Source organism: Morganella sp. Je.2.23, from assembly GCF_051129855.1.
Taxonomy (GTDB): domain Bacteria; phylum Pseudomonadota; class Gammaproteobacteria; order Enterobacterales; family Enterobacteriaceae; genus Morganella; species Morganella sibonii.
In genome coordinates this window covers 700,513-719,909 of the sequence record NZ_JBCPSQ010000001.1, presented here as the reverse complement: position 1 = coordinate 719,909, position 19,397 = coordinate 700,513, and the positions used below count along the sequence as shown (strand labels likewise).

Below are 19,397 nucleotides of genomic sequence, written 5' to 3'. Positions count from 1 at the left end.
TGTGAGACGTGCCGGAATAAAGGTGATCCCCGCCGCAACTGTTACAAATTATTGCGGCATAACCGGATGATTACGGTTTCTCACGGAAAGTCATTACGATGCTGGCATTGATTATGCATTTATCAGACCAGTTATCTTTTCCCCGGGAGACAGGAGCATAAAATGGATAATCACACACCGGAAAACATCCGGGAAACGGGTGTGCTGGGACGTTTATTCCGTTTACAGGCACACGGTACGACTGCACGAACTGAAGTTATCGCCGGTATAACCACCTTTCTTACCATGGTGTATATCATTTTTGTTAACCCGCAAATTCTCGGCGCTGCCGGGATGGACACTCAGGCAGTCTTCGTTACCACCTGTCTGATTGCTGCATTCGGCTGTATTCTGATGGGCTGTCTGGCAAATCTGCCGGTTGCACTCGCACCGGCTATGGGCCTGAACGCCTTTTTCGCTTTCGGCGTGGTTTCTGCCATGGGCTACTCCTGGCAAATCGGGATGGGCGCTATCTTCTGGGGCGCGCTCGGTATGCTGCTGCTGACCCTGTTCCGCATCCGTTACTGGATGATTGCCAATATCCCGCTTGGTCTGCGGGTGGGGATCACCAGTGGTATCGGGCTGTTTATCGCGATGATGGGACTGAAGAATATCGGCCTGGTCGTTCCGAACCCGGACACACTGGTTTCCATGGGCGATCTGACCTCCCACTCCGTCTGGCTCGGTGCACTGGGCTTTTTTATTATCACGATTCTGGCATCACGCCGTATTCACGCAGCGGTGCTGATCTCTATCGTGGTCACCACACTGATTGGCTGGCTGCTGGGGGATGTCACCTACAACGGTATTTTCTCCATGCCGCCGGATGTCACCAGTGTGCTGGGCAAGGTGGATGTGGCCGGTGCCTTTAATATCGGTCTGTCGGGTATAATCTTCTCGTTTATGCTGGTTAACCTGTTTGACTCATCCGGTACTCTTATCGGGGTAACCGACAAAGCCGGACTGGCAGACAAGGACGGTAAGTTCCCGAATATGCAGAAAGCGTTGTATGTGGACAGTGTCAGCTCAGTGCTCGGCGGTTTTATCGGCACATCGTCGGTCACCGCCTATATTGAAAGTACCTCAGGGGTTTCTGTCGGCGGCCGGACGGGGCTGACAGCCGTAGTGGTCGGACTGCTGTTCCTGCTGGTGATTTTCCTCTCTCCGCTGGCCGGTATGGTACCTGCCTATGCGGTTGCCGGTGCGCTGGTTTATGTCGGGGTATTAATGACATCCAGCCTGGCGCGGGTAAACTGGGATGACCTGACAGATGCGGTTCCCGCCTTTATCACCGCAATTATGATGCCGTTCAGCTTCTCAATCACCGATGGTATTGCACTCGGTTTTATCTCTTACTGTGTGATGAAGCTGGGCACCGGACGCCTGAAAGAGCTGAATCCGTGTGTAATTCTGGTTGCTCTGCTGTTTGTGCTGAAATTTGTGTTTGTCGATCACTGATGTTCCTGCCGGATGGCGGATATTTCTCTCATCCGGCATTTACTTTATTTTCTTTTTCAGGCGATGGTGCAGCGCCTTAAACGGAATTGCCAGTCCGAGCGTCAGAAAGATAAGGAATACAAACCCCATATTGACATAATCTTCTTTGCTGTTTTCCGCTGCCGGCTCAGGAACTGCCTCAGCAAGCTCACCGTCCTCATCAATCCCGAAATCACCATGATGATAATCCGCCAGAATATCCTGCGCACGGGTTAACTCATCCTGATTAACCAGCAGTTTTACCCCACCGACAGCCTGTGCATACATCTGATTATTCCAGACAATATTTTCATCCAGCAGCATCACCTCAATCCCTTCCGATTGCAGTAAACCGGCCTCAATCCGGGCATCCAGGGGCGACAGATACTGAGCCAGCAATGTATAACGGCTGCGTGTCGGGTGTATGTTCCACATAATACCTCCTTCAGCGGGCTGTATTTCCCTGACTGAAAAGCCAGGATTCAAATGTGTGGTGTGCGGCGGATTTTTGGATTCCGGCCGGTGTCAGTGTGTAATAACAGAAAGGATCGGCGATAACTTCAGGGAAAACAATCTGAATTTCCTCTTTTTGCAGGCTGTACTGCAACATATTGCAGGGACCTGCAGCGAACTCCGGGTCAGCTTTTATCGCCTCTTTCGGTGGTAAACACATTGTCCCGGCTTTACCGGCAGTGCTTTATTCCCGCATTCTGGATAGTGTTTTGATTGTGGCGGGAGGCAGTTTAATAATCCGCGCAGTAATAACATATTAAATCAACATAAGTCATGAAGGTGAGATTAAAAATATCACTCATTTCTGTTTATGACACCGGAAATGCAAATCTCCGGCCATCATAATAACATCAACAATTATGAGTTACCTGGTAAATACATTTATTTATAAACGTGATTTTACTGCACCTAACCTGGCCATGTTAGTCTTATTTTCATACATGCTGATTCTGCCAAACAGTAAAAGTCGTTTTCAGTCATCACAGAAGGTATCATCATCCTGATACTTCCCCCTGAAATAACCTGCCTTTCTGAATTACCGGATATTTATCAAACCGGGAGATAATTTATCTCTGAACTAAATAATATCTGCGTCATTTTAATTTATAATTACTCCGTTCCCTTTCAGACCTATATTGATGAAAATAAATAATTCGTTACGTTTCATTTTACATTCAGGAAGATATCTGTTCTCTGCCCGCTGTCATTTTATGTTCATAATTTCGGAAAAATAATAGTTATAACACCCATTGATTCATAAGATTATTCTGTAAAATATCAGAATTAATGAAATTTTATTACTCACTCATCCTGACCGGCCGATTCATTGTATTTTTGTTTAACCATACCCGCGATACTCTCCCTGTTTTTCGTAAACATCCTAAATTTTCACTGTGACTCTTATGTTACAGTCAATACACGGTAAATATACAGGGAACCGTATTTCCATGAAGAATTGGATATTTTTAGCCTGGATGCTGAGTCTTCCGTTTACATCTTATGCTTATACTCATGAGCGCGCTCCGAAAGAGCAGGCCATGTCATACGTCATTAAATACTCGGGCAGTCAGACTGATGAGGGGAAAGAAAAAGCGCTTAATCAGTTTGATACACTGATCCGCCAGTACCCGGATGATATTGCACTGCGTCAGCTCTACAGCGATTTACTGATTGTGGATAACCGCTATGAAAAGGCGATCACTCAACTGAAAATTGTATATCAGAATACCGGAATTCCGTCACTGAAACTGATGGAGTGCATGTTAACCGAGCGCATTAAATTGCCTCATAATGTCTGTTACCGGGAAGTGATTTCTGTATTTGAACAGAGTGATATCCGTGATTTTGATTATCTTCTGGCGTTGTATCTGAGTGAATCTCCGGATTTCGAGCGGTATAAAGATCGCTGGCTGGAAACACATACATTATCGGAAGAACAGAAAAAAGTGATTGCATTACAGCCGCGTATGCTGGTTAATGCCTATTACCCTTAATATTATTTCTGCCGGATTATATTGCGTGATAATACGTAATTATCAGTAATCATTATTCTGCCGGAGCAATAAAAACAGGAGTGTTATCATGCCGTTTTTACATAAAAGAATGCACCTGACAGCAGGTGATACTGTAGTGGTGGATTGCGGTCGTTCATGCAATGTTTTAATGATGACCAAAATGAATTTTAATCAGTTCCGGAAAGGAATGCCGTTCCGTACCCATGGCGGCAGCGGTTTTTTTCATGAGCTTCCTGCCAGAATGGTGGTACCTTTTGATGCCGACTGGAATATTACGCTGGATATTGAAGATGGTGCGATGACTGTCGAACACGCCATTACCATCGAGCCGCACGCCGATAAAGCCATTGCCAAAAAATAACCGGGTGATACAGCAGTATTCCCCGCAGAGAATATGTGCTGCGGGGCGGTGTTTATAACGCCAGTAATTTATCCAGCCCTGCCGTTTTTTCTGAATGGCGGGAAACAAAACAGAGCTGATACCAGAGAGAACCACTTTCTGACTGTAATTTTTCCGTGTAAAACGCATTGGCGGATAATTCACGGATAAGCTGCCCGGTTTTGTAAAGTGTCACAACCATAACAAATGCAGATAATGCCCCGGCCAGCGTGGTCAGGCTGAATACGTCTGCTTCTGTCCGGACATACTGAACCAGCAGCAACACAATAAAGCCGGCCTGTGTAATACCTTTCACTATCAGCAGGCGGAAAAAAAAGTCTTTCATATTTTGCTCAAGTGCAAAACACGGATTTTTTAAAATCGCCCGCTCTTCTTTCACCGGTATACTATAAACATACACTATCCAATGGCTGATATCATGACTGCGGGATACCAGCCCCTTCTCTTTTAAAGTATGTAAACGAAGGGATACCACCAGCTGCCAGACAATACCGTAAAATAACAACCAGAGCAGAAAAGCATTCATGCCCGAAAAACCGGTAAGTACAGCGAGTAATATAAAAAAGGCGGCTCTTCCTGAATAGAGCCAGTAAGGAACAACCTGGTAATTCATCGTCGTTCCCCGGTTTTTTTTGTCCATAAATACGATCCCTCAATAAAAAATACTCCTGTGATATATCGCCAGTATAACCGGAAAGCCCCCAAAATATACTATTCTGACCCGCAACCACAGATTTCCGTTTTCTTCTTAATGTTCCTGAAAAAAATGCCGTTTCTCTCCGCTATGTATACAGACACAATACTATTTTCACCCATAAAAAAACTAATGCGAAACAATAGCTGACAACCTATATTTACTATCAACCCCATGAATTTAACGGAAAATTCCGCGTTACTCATTCTGAGAAATGTGTCACACTATTCGCTGATAACACCATTTTTGAATGAATAAAAATAATGGTTATTTTTTAGCTTAACGGATTTGTTTATGGACGAAAAAACGCCTGCCACGCCGCCGCGCGGCGAACTCAAACGCAGTTTAACCAACCGGCATATCCAGCTGATTTCAATCAGCGGGGCAATCGGCACCGGGTTATTTATGGGCTCCGGTAAAACTATTTCGCTGGCAGGCCCTTCTGTATTATTTGTTTATATGATAATCGGGTTTGTGCTGTTCTTTGTTATGCGGGCAATGGGCGAGATCCTGCTGTCAAACCTGAATTATAAATCGTTCAGTGATTTTGCCGGTGATCTGATCGGCCCGTGGGCCGGTTTTTTTGTCGGCTGGACTTACTGGTTCTGCTGGGTTATCACCGGTATTGCCGATGTGGTGGCCATTACCGGATATATCATGCACTGGGCACCTGATTTTCCGCGCTGGGTCAGTTCACTGCTCTGTATTCTGCTGCTGTTGTCTCTCAACCTGGCGACCGTTAAATTATTCGGCGAGATGGAATTCTGGTTCTCCATGATAAAAATCGTCGCGATTGTGGGGCTGATTGTCATCGGCGGTATCCTGATCGGCACACACTTTGTCTCACCGGAGGGGCATCAGGCAGCATTATCCAATATCTGGTCTGACGGCGGTATGTTCCCGAAAGGGATAATCGGGTTCTTTGCCGGATTCCAGATAGCGATCTTTGCCTTTGTCGGTATCGAGCTGGTGGGTACGGCCGCAGCGGAAACCCGCGACCCGGTAAAATCACTGCCGCGTGCCATTAATGCGATTCCGTTCCGTATCATTGCATTCTATGTACTGGCTTTGATCATTATTATGTCTGTCACACCGTGGCGTTCAATCCCTGCGGATAAAAGCCCGTTTGTGGAACTGTTTATTATGATCGGGGTACCGGCGGCAGCCAGTCTGGTGAACTTTGTGGTGCTGACGGCTGCGGCATCCTCCGCAAACAGCGGTGTGTTTTCCACCAGCCGGATGCTGTTCGGATTAGCCAAACAAGGCAGTGCACCAAAACAGTTCTGCCGTCTGTCCAAACAGTCTGTACCGGCAACAGGGCTGATTTTTACCTGCATCTGTTTGTCTGTCGGGGTCATTCTGCTCTATTTTATTCCTGATGTGATGCATGTCTTTACCCTGGTAACGACGGTATCAGCGATCCTGTTTATGTTTATCTGGAGCATGATCCTGTACAGCTACATTATGTTCCGCCGCCGTCGTCCGGAGCTGCATGCCGCATCCGTCTATAAAGTACCGTTCGGCAGTTGGATCCCGTGGGTTTGTCTGTCTTTCTTTGCTTTTGTGATTGTTCTTCTGACACTGGAAACTGATACCCGCCAGGCACTGATTGCCACACCGCTATGGTTTATCCTGCTGGCATTCGGTTACCGGAAAGTCAAAAAACACCGCCTTGCGGAAGCACAAAAATAATAAACAAAAAAATCCCGGCAACGCCGGGATTTTGTTTTCAGACTATGTTATTCCGTCCGTCCGAGGTAACGATCTTCTGCCTCAGAGAAACGCCCCTGAACAGATTTATCCGGCTCACGGCCTGCGAGGCTGACCACCACAATGGCAATACCTGCCAGAATAAAGCCCGGAATAATTTCATATAAATTAAACCACTTATATTCAATCCAGATAAGGACAGTAACCGCACCGGTGAACATTCCCGCCAGTGCGCCGTTACGGGTCATCCGCTTCCAGATAACAGAGAACAGGATCACCGGCCCGAATGCCGCACCGAACCCGGCCCATGCGTTACTGACCAGCCCCAGCACTTTGTTGTTTTTATCCATCGCAATGTAGATAGCAATCGCCGCAATCACCAGCACCATAATACGCCCGACCAGCACCATCTCTTTTTGTGAGGCGTTTTTGCGGAAAAACGGCTTGTAGATATCTTCCGTCAGGGCACTGGCACTGACCAGCAACTGACAGCTCAGGGTACTCATAACCGCTGCCAAAATGGCAGAAAGCAAAATACCGGCAATCCACGGATTAAATAAAATGGATGTCAGGCTCATAAAAATCCGCTCGCGGTTTTCAGTAACCGATCCCGCCAGTTCCGGATTCTGCTGGAAGAAAGCAATGCCGAAGAAACCGACACAGATTGTCCCCGCGAGGCAGAGCACCATCCAGGTCATACTGATACGGCGTGCACTGCGGATGGTGTGATGAGAATCCGCTGCCATAAAGCGCGCCAGGATATGCGGCTGCCCGAAATAACCCAGTCCCCAGCCCAGCAGAGAGATAATCGCGACAATATCCAGCCCGCGGAACATATCCACATACGCCGGGCTTTTCGCCTCAATAATCGCCAGCGCAGTATCAAACCCGCCGACAGACGTAATCACCATAACAGGTGTCAGGATCAGGGCGAAAATCATCAGGGTGGCCTGTACGGTATCTGTCCAGCTTACCGCGAGGAACCCGCCGAGGAAGGTATACGCAATGGTTGCCCCTGCCCCGAGCCACATGGCTTTTTCATAACTGATGCCGAATGTGCTTTCAAACAGCAGCCCGCCGGCCACGATGCCGGACGCACAGTAAATGGTAAAGAAAATCAGGATCACGGCCGCAGAGACAATCCGCAGGATGCGGCTTTTGTCCTCAAAACGCTGCGTGAAGTAATCCGGCAGCGTCAGCGCATTATTGACTTCCGTCTGAAGACGCAGGCGTCCGGCAACAATCCGCCAGTTAAGCCAGGCGCCGATACACAGACCGATGGCAATCCAGGATTCGGAAATGCCGGAGAAAAAAACCACTCCGGGTAATCCCATCAGCAGCCAGCCGCTCATATCAGAGGCACCGGCGGATAATGCCGTCACAAAACTGCCCATCCGGCGGCCGCCGAGAATATAGTCGTCGAAGTTATTGGTGGAGCGGTAGGCCATATAGCCGATGAACAGCATCCCGGCGATATAGACAATAAATGTCACAATCAGCGGTGTGGTCAGCGTCATTGTCATAATTAAGTTCCTGTACTGAATTTATAGTCCGTCATGTATCAGCATTGCGTGTACCAATCGCTGTACAGGATGTGCGCGCACCAGTGTCACAGTGTTGCACACCGCCTCAGCCATCCCTGGTCTGCACAGACAATGCCCCGTTAATTATCATTATTTGTTAAATCTGTGATGAGTTGTGTTCAGCCAGATAGTAACGCAACAACAATAAAACAACAATTAATTAACGATATTAAAGTGAAAATTTGTGATTTTTATCACGGGATGTATTATCGGAAAGTGATGCAGTTAATCACTTGTTCTGATTATTATACGCCTTAAAATCGGTAATATACTATTGTTATATAATGGTTTTATTTTAACCAGTACGGTTTATTAATTAATCATTTTCTCCGATCAGTATAAAACAGCGACATTATTCACACTTTATGCATCTCGTTATTTAACAATGTTGCACAAAGTTGCAACCTCATAGATATTAATGTGCAACGCATGACCTGTTGCCGTTTATGAGGAGTGAACATGGTGAGTACCACAATGGGCGTCAGACTGGATGAGGAAACCCGTGAGCGGATCAAAGCTGCGGCACAAAAAATCGATCGCACGCCACACTGGCTGATCAGACAGGCTATTTTTGATTATCTGACTCAGCTCGACTCTTTACCGGACGGCATACTGCCCGCTGCCGGTGTTTCTTCCGCACCGGAAGATGAAACCGCGCCGGCTGAGCCGCCGGTCAGCCGCCAGCCGTTTCTGGCATTTGCCGGTGACATTCTGCCGCAATCTGTTACCCGTGCGGCTATCACATCCGCATACCGTATTCCGGAACCGGAAGCCGTGGCCATGCTGCTGCCGCAGGCACAACTCTCCCCGGAGGCTGCGCAGGCAACCCACAAGCTGGCTTACGGGCTGGCAGAAAAACTGCGTAATCAGAAAAACAGCAGCGGACGTGCCGGGCTGGTCCAGGGGCTGCTTCAGGAATTTTCCCTCTCCTCTCAGGAGGGGATCGCACTGATGTGTCTGGCGGAAGCGCTGCTGCGTATTCCGGATAAAGCCACCCGCGATGTGCTGATCCGCGATAAAATCAGCCACGGTGACTGGAATTCCCACCTCGGCCAGAGCAAATCCATGTTTGTCAATGCGGCCACATGGGGCCTGCTGTTCACCGGTAAACTGGTTTCCACCCATAATGAAGCAGGACTGAGCCGCTCACTGAACCGTATCCTGGGCAAAAGTGGTGAGCCGCTGGTGCGTAAAGGTGTGGATATGGCGATGCGACTGATGGGTGAACAGTTTGTCACCGGTGAAACCATCGCCCGCGCACTGGCAAATGCCCGCAAAAATGAAGCCAAAGGTTTCCGTTATTCCTACGATATGCTGGGGGAAGCAGCACTGACAGAGGCCGATGCGCAGGCTTATCTGGTTTCTTATCAGCAGGCGATTCACGCCATCGGCAAAGCTTCCGCCGGACGCGGTATTTATGAAGGGCCGGGAATTTCCATCAAACTGTCCGCCCTGCATCCGCGCTACAGCCGTGCGCAATATGATCGTGTCATGTCTGAACTTTATCCGATCCTGCGTGACCTGGTGGTGATGGCGCGTCAGTACGACATCGGCATTAATATTGATGCGGAAGAAGCTGACCGCCTGGAAATCTCCCTCGATTTACTGGAAAAACTCTGTTTTGACCCGCAACTTGCAGGCTGGAACGGTATCGGTTTTGTGATCCAGGCCTACCAGAAACGCTGCCCGGTGGTGGTGGATTACCTGATAGATCTGGCGTCGCGCAGCCACCGCCGCCTGATGATCAGGCTGGTAAAAGGCGCTTACTGGGACAGCGAAGTCAAACGCGCCCAGGTGGACGGGCTGGAAGGCTATCCGGTTTATACACGCAAAGTTTATACGGATATCTCCTACCTCGCCTGTGCCCGTAAGCTGTTGTCAGTACCGAATCTGATTTATCCGCAGTTTGCCACCCACAACGCCCACACGTTATCGGCCATTTATCAGCTGGCGGGCAATAACTATTATCCCGGCCAGTATGAATTTCAGTGCCTGCACGGTATGGGCGAACCGCTGTACGAGCAGGTGGTCGGCAAAGTGGCGGACGGTAAACTGAACCGGCCGTGCCGTGTGTATGCGCCTGTCGGCACCCATGAAACACTGCTGGCCTATCTGGTACGCCGCCTGCTGGAAAACGGCGCAAATACCTCCTTTGTAAACCGGATCGCCGACGGCACTATTCCGCTGGAAATGCTGGTGGAAGACCCGGTTACCGCTGTTCAGGCGATGGCAGCCAAAGAAGGCGCGGTCGGTCTGCCGCATCCGAAAATTCCGCTGCCGCGTAATCTGTACGGCAGCTCACGGGTCAATGCCGCAGGTTTAGATCTGAGTAATGAACACCGCCTGGCGTCACTGTCGAGCGCCCTGCTCAGTCACGCCGGTGATAATCTGCTCTGTGAACCGCTGCTCGGCGGGACATTCACATCCGCCGCGCCGGCAGACACACAACCGGTCAGAAACCCGGCGGATCATCACGATATCGTCGGGCAGGTTCGTCCGGCGGCGGAAGATGAAGTGAATCATGCACTTGCCACAGCATCTGATGCCGCAGAGATCTGGTTTGCCACACCGCCGCAGGATCGGGCAGAGATCCTTATCCGTGCCGCACAACTGATGGAAGCACAGTTACAGCCGTTGCTCGGGCTCCTGGTGCGTGAGGCCGGTAAAACATTTGCCAATGCTATTGCCGAAGTCCGTGAAGCCGTTGATTTCCTGAATTATTATGCCGCACAGGTGAAAACGCATTTTGCCGGTGATACGCATCGTCCGCTGGGGCCGGTGGTCTGTATCAGCCCGTGGAACTTCCCGCTGGCGATATTTACCGGCCAGGTTGCCGCTGCCCTCGCCGCCGGAAACCCGGTACTGGCAAAACCGGCGGAACAAACCCCGCTGGTGGCATCCGTCGCCGTTTCACTGCTGCATGATGCCGGTGTACCACGTGATGTCCTGCAGCTGCTGCCGGGAGACGGCGAAACCGTTGGTAACCAGCTGGTGTGTGATCCGCGTGTTCAGGGCGTGATGTTTACCGGCTCCACGGCGGTCGCAAAAATTTTACAGCGTAATCTCGCCGCCCGTCTGAGCAGCGAAGGCCGGGTTATTCCGCTGATCGCCGAAACCGGTGGTCTGAATGCGATGGTGGTGGATTCCTCCGCCCTGACAGAACAGGTGGTGACGGATGTGGTCAGTTCGGCCTTTGACAGTGCGGGACAACGCTGTTCGGCGCTGCGCCTGCTCTGTATTCAGGAGGATGTGGCAGATCGCACTATTGAAATGCTGAAAGGCGCGATGGCAGAATGCCGCCTCGGCAACCCGGATGTGCTGGCAACCGATGTCGGCCCGGTGATTGATGAAGAGGCCCATAACGGTATCCGTCAGCATATTCAGCAGATGCGCGGCAAAGGCAGACCGGTGTATCAGTCTGCTTTCGGTATGGATGCCGGTGCGCCGGAACTCCTGAACGGCACCTTTATCCCGCCGACACTGATTGAGCTGGATGATGTCTCTGAACTGACACGGGAAATTTTCGGCCCGGTGCTGCATGTGGTCCGTTACCCGCGCGATACCCTGCCGGAACTGGCGGACAAAATTAACGCCGCCGGTTACGGGCTGACATTCGGTATCCACACCCGTATCGACGAAACCATTGCACAACTGACGCAACAGGTTGAAGCCGGTAATATTTATGTTAACCGCAACATTGTCGGCGCAGTGGTCGGGGTTCAGCCATTCGGCGGCGAAGGGCTTTCCGGCACCGGTCCGAAAGCCGGCGGACCGCTTTATCTCCATCGTCTGCTGGCGGAACAGCCTGATGATTCAGTGGTGACGCTCCTGGCAGAGCAGGATGATCGCAATCCGCCGGATGTGATAGTGCGGACTCAGTTGCTGGCGCCGTTTAATACATTCGTTGCCTGGCTGGAGGCACAGCGCCGCCACGATGTGCTGACCGCGGTCAGCCGTTACGGTGAATTATCACAGGCCGGAACCTGCCGTCTGCTGCGGGGACCGACCGGGGAGCGCAACAGTTACTATCTGCTGCCGCGCGGAACCATTCTCGGCCTGAATGATTCAGAACAGGATGCCCTGCTGCAACTGGGTGCCACGCTGGCATCAGGTTGTCGTCAGCTCTGGCCGGCGGCGGAACACACCCGTTCACTGTATAACGCACTGCCGGACAGCGTCCGTGCGCAGATCACCCTGACGGAAGACTGGTCAGCGGAGACGGTGGTCTTTAACGGTGTGATTTTCCACGGTGACAGCGACCACTTACAGGCGCTGAACCATACTGTTGCCTTACGCAGCGGGGAAATCGTGCCGGTCGCGGGCCTCAGTCACGGTGACACAAACATTCCGCTGATGCTGTTACTGCATGAGCGTGCTGTCAGTGTGAATACGGCTGCGGCGGGCGGAAATGCCAGCCTGATGACTATCGGCTGATAATCACCGGGTCTTAAAACGGAAAAAGGGAACGAAAGTTCCCTTTGTTTTATCAGTAAATGATAAAAGGTGGTCTGACAGAAAAATCAGTGCTTGCCCTGCCAGTCAAGATACTGTTCGTACTTGCGCAGTGCAATATTGTAGTTGCTCAGTGCTGAGTCCGATAAATCTTCACTCAGCTGTGCCTGGATAATTTCAGTGGAAAATTCCGTGGTCGCAGGGAAAGCTTTGGAGGACAGCAGCTCATCGAGACGGCGCAGACGGACAACATATTCACGCACGGTGCTGTGGCTCATTTCTGTTTCTTCAAACAGATACTGTTTGAATGCCATGATATCGAAATAATCGGTTGCACTGTTGCAGTAGATCTCGCTGCAAAAACGGCAGAGTGCCACAAATTTGTCCTGTAAGCCCATCCAGGTGGTGTCATCGATCATATCTGTCATTTCAGAAATAGCTTCTTTATTGATCAGCTGACCGTTGAAAACCAGAGAGATGCGATCGAGGGTTTTGTGGCAATGACTGCAGTGAGTCTGACTGTGTTTGAAATCTTTAATGTAACGGCTTACGGGCCGTTTCTTTTGTTTTGAAACAGACATATTCTGGCGCCTTGTGTAGTCTAGTCTAATAAAATAAATCAAAGATAAAGTCAAAGTTACTTCATGGATTTTAAGCGCGCCCGCAGCCTTTTGATTGCCTGGCTGTGTAACTGGCTGACGCGGGATTCCCCCACTTCCAGCACTGCGCCTATCTCCTTAAGGTTCAGCTCTTCCTGATAGTAAAGAGTCAGAACCAGTTTTTCACGTTCAGGCAGTTGTTTTATCGCCTCAACCACCTGGTGACGCAAACTCTCGTCTACCAACAAACCGAGCGGGTTGCCCCCGTCATCATCATCACGGACGGGTTCGCAGCTCTCACCGTGGATTTCATGCCACTCATCGTAAGAAAACAGCTGGCTGTTGTTGGTATCGGTCAACACCTGACGGTATTCCGCGATATCCATCTGTAACGAATCAGCGATTTCCTGCTCAGTGGCTGCGCGCCCCAGAGACTGCTCGAGCGCACGCACGGCTTTGGTTATTTCCCGCGCCTGACGGCGCACACTGCGGGGAGCCCAGTCTCTCCCCCGCAATTCATCCAGCATTGCCCCGCGGACCCGTTGTACCGCATAGGTTGCAAAGGTCGCCCCCTGCATGGCGTCAAAACGTTCAACCGCATGCAGCAAGCCGATACCCCCGGCCTGAATTAAGTCGTCAATATCAACGCTTGCCGGTAATCTTACCTGCAATTTCAGGGCTTCGTGCCGGATAAGGGGATAATAACGCTCCCACAGGCTATTTTTGTTGATAACACCTTCGGCGGTATACAAATCACTCACAACCTGAAACACCCTTCGAGATTCATGAAAGGCTTTTATTATCGTGCCCGAAAAAGATTTCAATCCGGTGAGTAGTGAGGTAAATCACGCCTTATTTGCCTTATCCTAAATCACCTCATTAACAAATAGCAATACTCTCTTTCATTTTTATCATATATTTTGCAAAATTCCGGTTATTTTATATGACAAAAAGAAAAATAGGCGTTCATTAATAGAATAAAAAAACAAATAGTTAGAATATTATTTGTTCTGTTATGGGTAACATCTATAAAAAAAGGTCAGAATATTCTGACCTTTTAAATACCTTAACGCAACTACGTAAATTAACGTAACAGGCTCAGAACACCCTGAGGAACCTGGTTTGCCTGTGCCAGAACAGCGGTACCCGCCTGCTGCAGGATCTGACCACGGCTCATGTTAGATACTTCTGTTGCGAAGTCAGCATCCTGGATACGGCTGCGTGCTGCACTCAGGTTGTTAACAGAGTTGTTCAGGTTGTTAATGGTAGACTGCATACGGTTCTGGATAGCACCCAGTGAAGAACGGAATGAGTCAACAGTTTTCAGTGCATCATCCAGTGCTGTTAATGGATTTTTGTTAGAGTCATCCATTGTGCGGCCGGTAGCAGCAGTAGTAGTTACATCAATTGTTGCTTTATCATTTACTGTCGCATCAGGTGTACCGCCTGACTGACCCTTTGTAACACTAGCTTCCAGATGTTTAACTGTACCATCTTTATCTGTAGTTTTAATGACCAGTTTGCTGGCATCAACTTTACCATCAGCATCTACTGCCTGCAGAACTTCATAAGAAGCAAAGTCGCCGGCCTTAACTTTTGCATCTAATGCACTGGTATCCAGTTGTTGTACAACATCAGCATTAGCAGTATTTTTTACAGTAACAGCGCTTGCTGAACTACCGAATTCTTTAACAGTCAGATCAAACTTGTCCAGACCTAATGTACCACGGTCAATTTTCTGCAGTTCGATATCAATTTTCTCACCATCATTAGCACCAACCTGAATAGTCATTTTGGTATTTTGGCTCAGAACTTTCACACCGTTAAACTGAGTTTGTTCAGAGATACGGTTGATCTCATCCATACGCATTTTAACTTCGTCCTGGATAGACTTGGTATCAGACTCTGAGTTAGAACCGGTTTTCGCCTGAACAGTCAGTTCACGGATACGCTGTAAGTTATCGTTGATTTCGTTAACAGCACCTTCAGCGGTCTGTGCGATAGAGATACCATCATTGGCATTACGTGCTGCCTGAGTAAGACCACGTACGTTAGCGGTGAAACGGTTAGCGATTGCCTGACCTGCAGCATCATCTTTTGCGCTGTTGATACGTGAACCTGAAGACAGGCGCTCGATGGCTGTACCCAGTACGCCCTGTGAACGGTTTAAGTTGTTCTGAGTAGTCAGAGACAGAATGTTAGTATTGATAACCTGTGCCATGATATATGTCCTTGTTATTGAAAATAATAAACAGCGTTTATCTGTTTGGCTTTCTGATTTTCGCCAGCAATAACACTATCGGCACCCTGAGAGGCCACTTTAGGTTTTTTAGTAAATAATTTTATAAAATCGTCGCCAAAATCATTTTCTCAGACATAAAAAAAGCCGGAACAGAGGTTCCGGCAACATCATAAAACAGAGGAATTTATTGATTTATAAAGTTATATTATCAGCCACGCAGCAGGCTCATCACATTGTTAGGGATGGCATTTGCCTGCGCCAGTACCGCTGTACCGGCCTGCTGCAGAATATTGCCGCGGCTCATATTGGATACCTCGGTCGCGAAATCTGCATCCTGGATACGGCTGCGGGCTGCACTCAGGTTATTCACGGAGTTGTTCAGGTTGTTAATGGTGGACTGCATACGGTTCTGGAACGCACCCAGCTGGCTGCGCTGTGTATCCACTTTCGATAATGCTTTATCTAAAGTTCCCAGCGGACTTCTGTCATCAAGCACTTTCTGGTCAGCGGCATCTAATGCTGCAATATTATTAAATTCCAGTTTTGCAGCTGTTGCACCTGTTGCCGCAGTCACCTTAACCTCCGCTTTTAACGTGACATCTTTACCGTCAACTTTACCCTGAATATAGACTTTGGTTTTGTCCACCGTACCATCAGCGGCCACCTGGTAAGAAACTTTCGCCCCTTTGACAGCTTTACCACCAAACTGAATACCCTTCAGTGCGTCTTCTGCAACCTTTTGTGCATCCTTTTCAGTACCGGTTCCTTGCAGGTCAGCCACAAAATCGCTTGCTGACAGCGTTGCCCCGAATTTAGACGCAGCGATATCCAGTGTATCCAGACCCAGCGCTTCACGATCCACTTTCTTCAGATCAATATCAATCGTTTCGCCGTCATTGGTGCCGACCTGGAATGTCATTTTATTATCGCCTGACAGCACTTTAATGCCGTTAAACTGTGTCTGTTCAGAAATACGGTCAATCTCTTTCATGCGCTGATCAACTTCTTCTTTAATAGAGCTGATATCGCTTTCCGAGTTGGTGCCGTTTTGTGCCTGTACGGTCAGTTCACGAATACGCTGGATATTGTCATTAATCTCATTAACTGCGCCCTCTGTTACCTGCGCCAGGGAAATACCGTCGCTGGCATTACGGGAAGCCTGGGTAAGACCTTTAACATTGGCGGTAAAACGGTTGGCGATCGCCTGACCGGCGGCATCATCTTTTGCGCTGTTGATACGGGAGCCGGAAGAGAGGCGCTCAATCGCCGTGCCTAACGCACCCTGTGAGCGGTTTAAATTATTCTGGGTAACCAGTGACAGAACATTAGTATTAATAACTTGTGCCATAATGATATTTCCTTTTTTTGTATAAAATAATGTGAATTATTTTTCTGCTGCCGCAGCGAGGTAATACTGTTAACGGGAAATAATTCACTTTATTTACAGACAAAAAGACGCCATCTTATTGATATCCAGCGTTTTATCCCGATAAATACCAAGCACAAAAAAACCGGAACACGGGGTTCCGGCCAAATCATAAAACAGAGGAATTTATTAATTTATAAACGGATATTATCAGCCGCGCAGCAGGCTCATCACATTGTTAGGGATGGCATTTGCCTGCGCCAGTACCGCTGTACCGGCCTGCTGCAGAATATTGCCGCGGCTCATATTGGATACCTCGGTTGCGAAATCTGCATCCTGGATACGGCTGCGGGCAGAACTCAGGTTATTCACGGAGTTGTTCAGGTTGTTAATGGTGGACTGCATACGGTTCTGGAACGCACCCAGCTGGCTGCGCTGTGTATCCACTTTCGATAATGCTTTATCCAGTGTGTCCAGCGGAGCTTTCGGTGCTTTGGTACCATTGGCAAGGACTTCTACCTCTTTATTGGTTGCTTTAAACTGTGCAGTGACGTCACTTCCCACTTTTTCAGTTTTATCCAGTGTCACTTCCAGTTTGACGTCTTTACCGTTAGCTGAGCCATCATCAACTTTACCGACAACATAATATTTACCCTGAACAACCTGACCATTCTCATCTTTCACTGCGTGTATATCACCAGCAGCGGGAGCCGTCCCTTTCCACTGCATCCCGGCAGGTGCTTCCACTGTGGCTTGTGCTGCCACTGTATCGGTGCTGTCCTTAAAATCATTGAGATCAATCGTACCACCATCCCACACATAATTCTTAGAGACCGCCGCGATATCCAGCCCATCCAGACCCAGCGCTTCACGATCCACTTTCTTCAGATCAATATCAATCGTTTCGCCGTCATTGGTGCCGACCTGGAATGTCATTTTATTATCGCCTGACAGCACTTTAATGCCGTTAAACTGTGTCTGTTCAGAAATTCGGTCAATCTCTTTCATGCGCTGATCAACTTCTTCTTTAATCGAGTTAATATCGCTTTCCGAGTTGGTACCGTTTTGTGCCTGTACTGTCAGCTCACGGATACGCTGGATATTATCATTGATTTCATTGACCGCGCCTTCGGTAACCTGCGCCAGGGAAATACCGTCGCTGGCATTACGGGAAGCCTGGGTCAGACCTTTGACATTGGCGGTAAAACGGTTGGCAATCGCCTGGCCTGCCGCATCATCTTTTGCGCTGTTGATACGGGAGCCGGAAGAGAGGCGTTCAATCGCTGTGCCTAACGCGCCCTGTGAGCGGTTTAAATTATTCTGGGTAACCAGTGACAGAACATTAGTATTAATAACTTGTGCCATAATGATATTTCCTTTTTTTGTTTAAAATAATGTGAATTATTTTTCTGCTGCTGCAGTGAGGTAATACTGTTAACGGGAAATAATTCACTTTATTTACAGACAAAAAGACGCCATCTTATTGATATACGGCGTTTTATTCCGATAAATACCAAGCACGAAAAAACCGGAACACGGGGTTCCGGCCAAATCATAAAACAGAGGAATTTATTAATTTATAAACGGATATTATCAGCCGCGCAGCAGACTCATCACATTGTTAGGAATGGCATTTGCCTGCGCCAGTACCGCTGTACCGGCCTGCTGCAGAATATTACCGCGACTCATATTAGACACTTCGACAGCAAAGTCTGCATCCTGGATACGGCTGCGGGCTGAACTCAGGTTATTGACGGAGTTGTTCAGGTTGTTAATGGTGGACTGCATACGGTTCTGGAACGCACCCAGCTGGCTGCGCTGTGTATCCACTTTCGATAATGCTTTGTCCAGTGTACTTAGCGGACCTTTATCATCAAGTGCTTTTTGGTCAGCAGCATCTAATGCTGCAATATTATTAAATTCCAGTTTTGCAGCTGTTGTACCTGCTGCCGCAGTCACCTTAACCTCCGCTTTTAACGTGACATCTTTACCATCGACCTGACCCCGGATATAGACGTTGGTTTTATCTACCGAACCATCTGCGTTAGTTTGGTAAGATACCCTGGCTCCTTTAACATCTTTACCACCAAACTGAATATTATTCAGTGCATCTTCTGCTGCTTTTTGTGCATCATCCTCAGTACCTGTACCTTTCAGGTCTGCCACAAAATCGCTTGCTGACAGCGTAGCCCCGAATTTAGACGCTGAGATATCCAGTTTATCCAGACCCAGCGCTTCACGATCCACTTTCTTCAGATCAATATCAATCGTTTCGCCGTCATTGGTGCCGACCTGGAATGTCATTTTATTATCGCCCGACAGCACTTTAATGCCGTTGAACTGTGTCTGTTCAGAAATTCGGTCAATCTCTTTCATGCGCTGATCAACTTCTTCTTTAATCGAGTTAATATCGCTCTCAGAGTTGGTGCCGTTTTGTGCCTGTACTGTCAGCTCACGGATACGCTGGATATTATCATTGATTTCATTGACCGCGCCTTCGGTGACCTGCGCCAGGGAAATACCGTCGCTGGCATTACGGGAAGCCTGGGTCAGACCTTTGACATTGGCGGTAAAACGGTTGGCGATCGCCTGACCGGCGGCATCATCTTTTGCGCTGTTGATACGGGAGCCGGAAGAGAGGCGTTCAATCGCTGTGCCTAACGCACCCTGTGAGCGATTTAAATTATTCTGGGTAACCAGTGACAGAACATTGGTATTAATAACTTGTGCCATAATGATATTTCCTTTTTTTGTATAAAATAATGTGAATTATTTTTCTGCTGCCGCAATGAGGTAACACTGTTAACGG

The 19,397-nt window shown here is 48.6% G+C and carries 14 protein-coding genes; 5 read left to right on the top strand and 9 right to left on the bottom strand.

The features are described from left to right. Positions 1-162: 162 nt before the first annotated feature. A complete protein-coding gene (locus tag AAZR23_RS03335; protein ID WP_218428104.1) occupies positions 163-1,497 on the top strand; it encodes an NCS2 family permease in 1,335 nt (444 codons plus the stop codon). A gap of 39 nt (positions 1,498-1,536) precedes the next feature. On the opposite strand, the gene AAZR23_RS03330 is transcribed toward AAZR23_RS03335, so the two are convergent. Further along, positions 1,537-1,950, bottom strand: a complete 414-nt coding sequence (locus tag AAZR23_RS03330; RefSeq protein WP_434690535.1) for a hypothetical protein — start codon at positions 1,948-1,950, stop codon at positions 1,537-1,539. 1,025 nt (positions 1,951-2,975) lie between these two features. On the opposite strand from AAZR23_RS03330, the gene AAZR23_RS03325 reads away from it, so the two are divergent. Together AAZR23_RS03325 and AAZR23_RS03320 are read left to right on the top strand one after the other, a co-directional pair. After that, complete coding sequence (locus AAZR23_RS03325) at positions 2,976-3,521, top strand: hypothetical protein (RefSeq protein ID WP_054426042.1); 546 nt, start codon at positions 2,976-2,978, stop codon at positions 3,519-3,521. Between the two features lie 88 nt (positions 3,522-3,609). Further along, positions 3,610-3,903, top strand: coding sequence for a DUF1883 domain-containing protein (locus tag AAZR23_RS03320; RefSeq protein ID WP_046892391.1), 294 nt, complete (start codon positions 3,610-3,612; stop codon positions 3,901-3,903). Between the two features lie 52 nt (positions 3,904-3,955). On the opposite strand, the gene AAZR23_RS03315 is transcribed toward AAZR23_RS03320, so the two are convergent. After that, complete coding sequence (locus tag AAZR23_RS03315) at positions 3,956-4,582, bottom strand: hypothetical protein (RefSeq protein WP_434690532.1); 627 nt, start codon at positions 4,580-4,582, stop codon at positions 3,956-3,958. 348 nt (positions 4,583-4,930) lie between these two features. On the opposite strand from AAZR23_RS03315, the gene cycA reads away from it, so the two are divergent. Continuing rightward, positions 4,931-6,328, top strand: coding sequence for a D-serine/D-alanine/glycine transporter (gene cycA / locus AAZR23_RS03310; RefSeq protein WP_218428095.1), 1,398 nt, complete (start codon positions 4,931-4,933; stop codon positions 6,326-6,328). Positions 6,329-6,375: 47 nt separating this feature from the next. Here the strand turns inward: cycA and putP are convergent, their stop codons facing one another. Further along, entirely contained in the window at positions 6,376-7,863 is a 1,488-nt protein-coding gene (gene putP, locus AAZR23_RS03305; protein WP_181257615.1) for a sodium/proline symporter PutP, read from the bottom strand. Positions 7,864-8,388: 525 nt separating this feature from the next. On the opposite strand from putP, the gene putA reads away from it, so the two are divergent. Beyond that, positions 8,389-12,363, top strand: coding sequence for a trifunctional transcriptional regulator/proline dehydrogenase/L-glutamate gamma-semialdehyde dehydrogenase (putA, locus tag AAZR23_RS03300; protein WP_434690530.1), 3,975 nt, complete (start codon positions 8,389-8,391; stop codon positions 12,361-12,363). 86 nt (positions 12,364-12,449) lie between these two features. Here putA and fliZ read toward each other — a convergent pair whose 3' ends face one another. The 6 genes from fliZ to AAZR23_RS03270 form a co-directional block, all read right to left on the bottom strand. Then, entirely contained in the window at positions 12,450-12,962 is a 513-nt protein-coding gene (gene fliZ / locus AAZR23_RS03295; RefSeq protein ID WP_004236794.1) for a flagella biosynthesis regulatory protein FliZ, read from the bottom strand. 56 nt (positions 12,963-13,018) lie between these two features. Continuing rightward, positions 13,019-13,741 (bottom strand): RNA polymerase sigma factor FliA, encoded by a 723-nt coding sequence (locus tag AAZR23_RS03290; RefSeq protein WP_046892681.1) that lies wholly within the window; start codon positions 13,739-13,741, stop codon positions 13,019-13,021. 323 nt (positions 13,742-14,064) lie between these two features. Then, positions 14,065-15,201, bottom strand: a complete 1,137-nt coding sequence (locus AAZR23_RS03285) for a FliC/FljB family flagellin (RefSeq protein ID WP_434690526.1) — start codon at positions 15,199-15,201, stop codon at positions 14,065-14,067. Between the two features lie 229 nt (positions 15,202-15,430). Then, positions 15,431-16,570: a FliC/FljB family flagellin gene (locus AAZR23_RS03280; RefSeq protein WP_434690524.1), complete on the bottom strand. Its 1,140-nt coding sequence runs from the start codon at positions 16,568-16,570 to the stop codon at positions 15,431-15,433. A 228-nt stretch (positions 16,571-16,798) separates the two neighbouring features. Then, positions 16,799-17,953, bottom strand: a complete 1,155-nt coding sequence (locus tag AAZR23_RS03275) for a FliC/FljB family flagellin (protein ID WP_434690522.1) — start codon at positions 17,951-17,953, stop codon at positions 16,799-16,801. 228 nt (positions 17,954-18,181) lie between these two features. Then, positions 18,182-19,321 (bottom strand): FliC/FljB family flagellin, encoded by a 1,140-nt coding sequence (locus AAZR23_RS03270; protein WP_434690519.1) that lies wholly within the window; start codon positions 19,319-19,321, stop codon positions 18,182-18,184. Positions 19,322-19,397 lie beyond the last annotated feature (76 nt).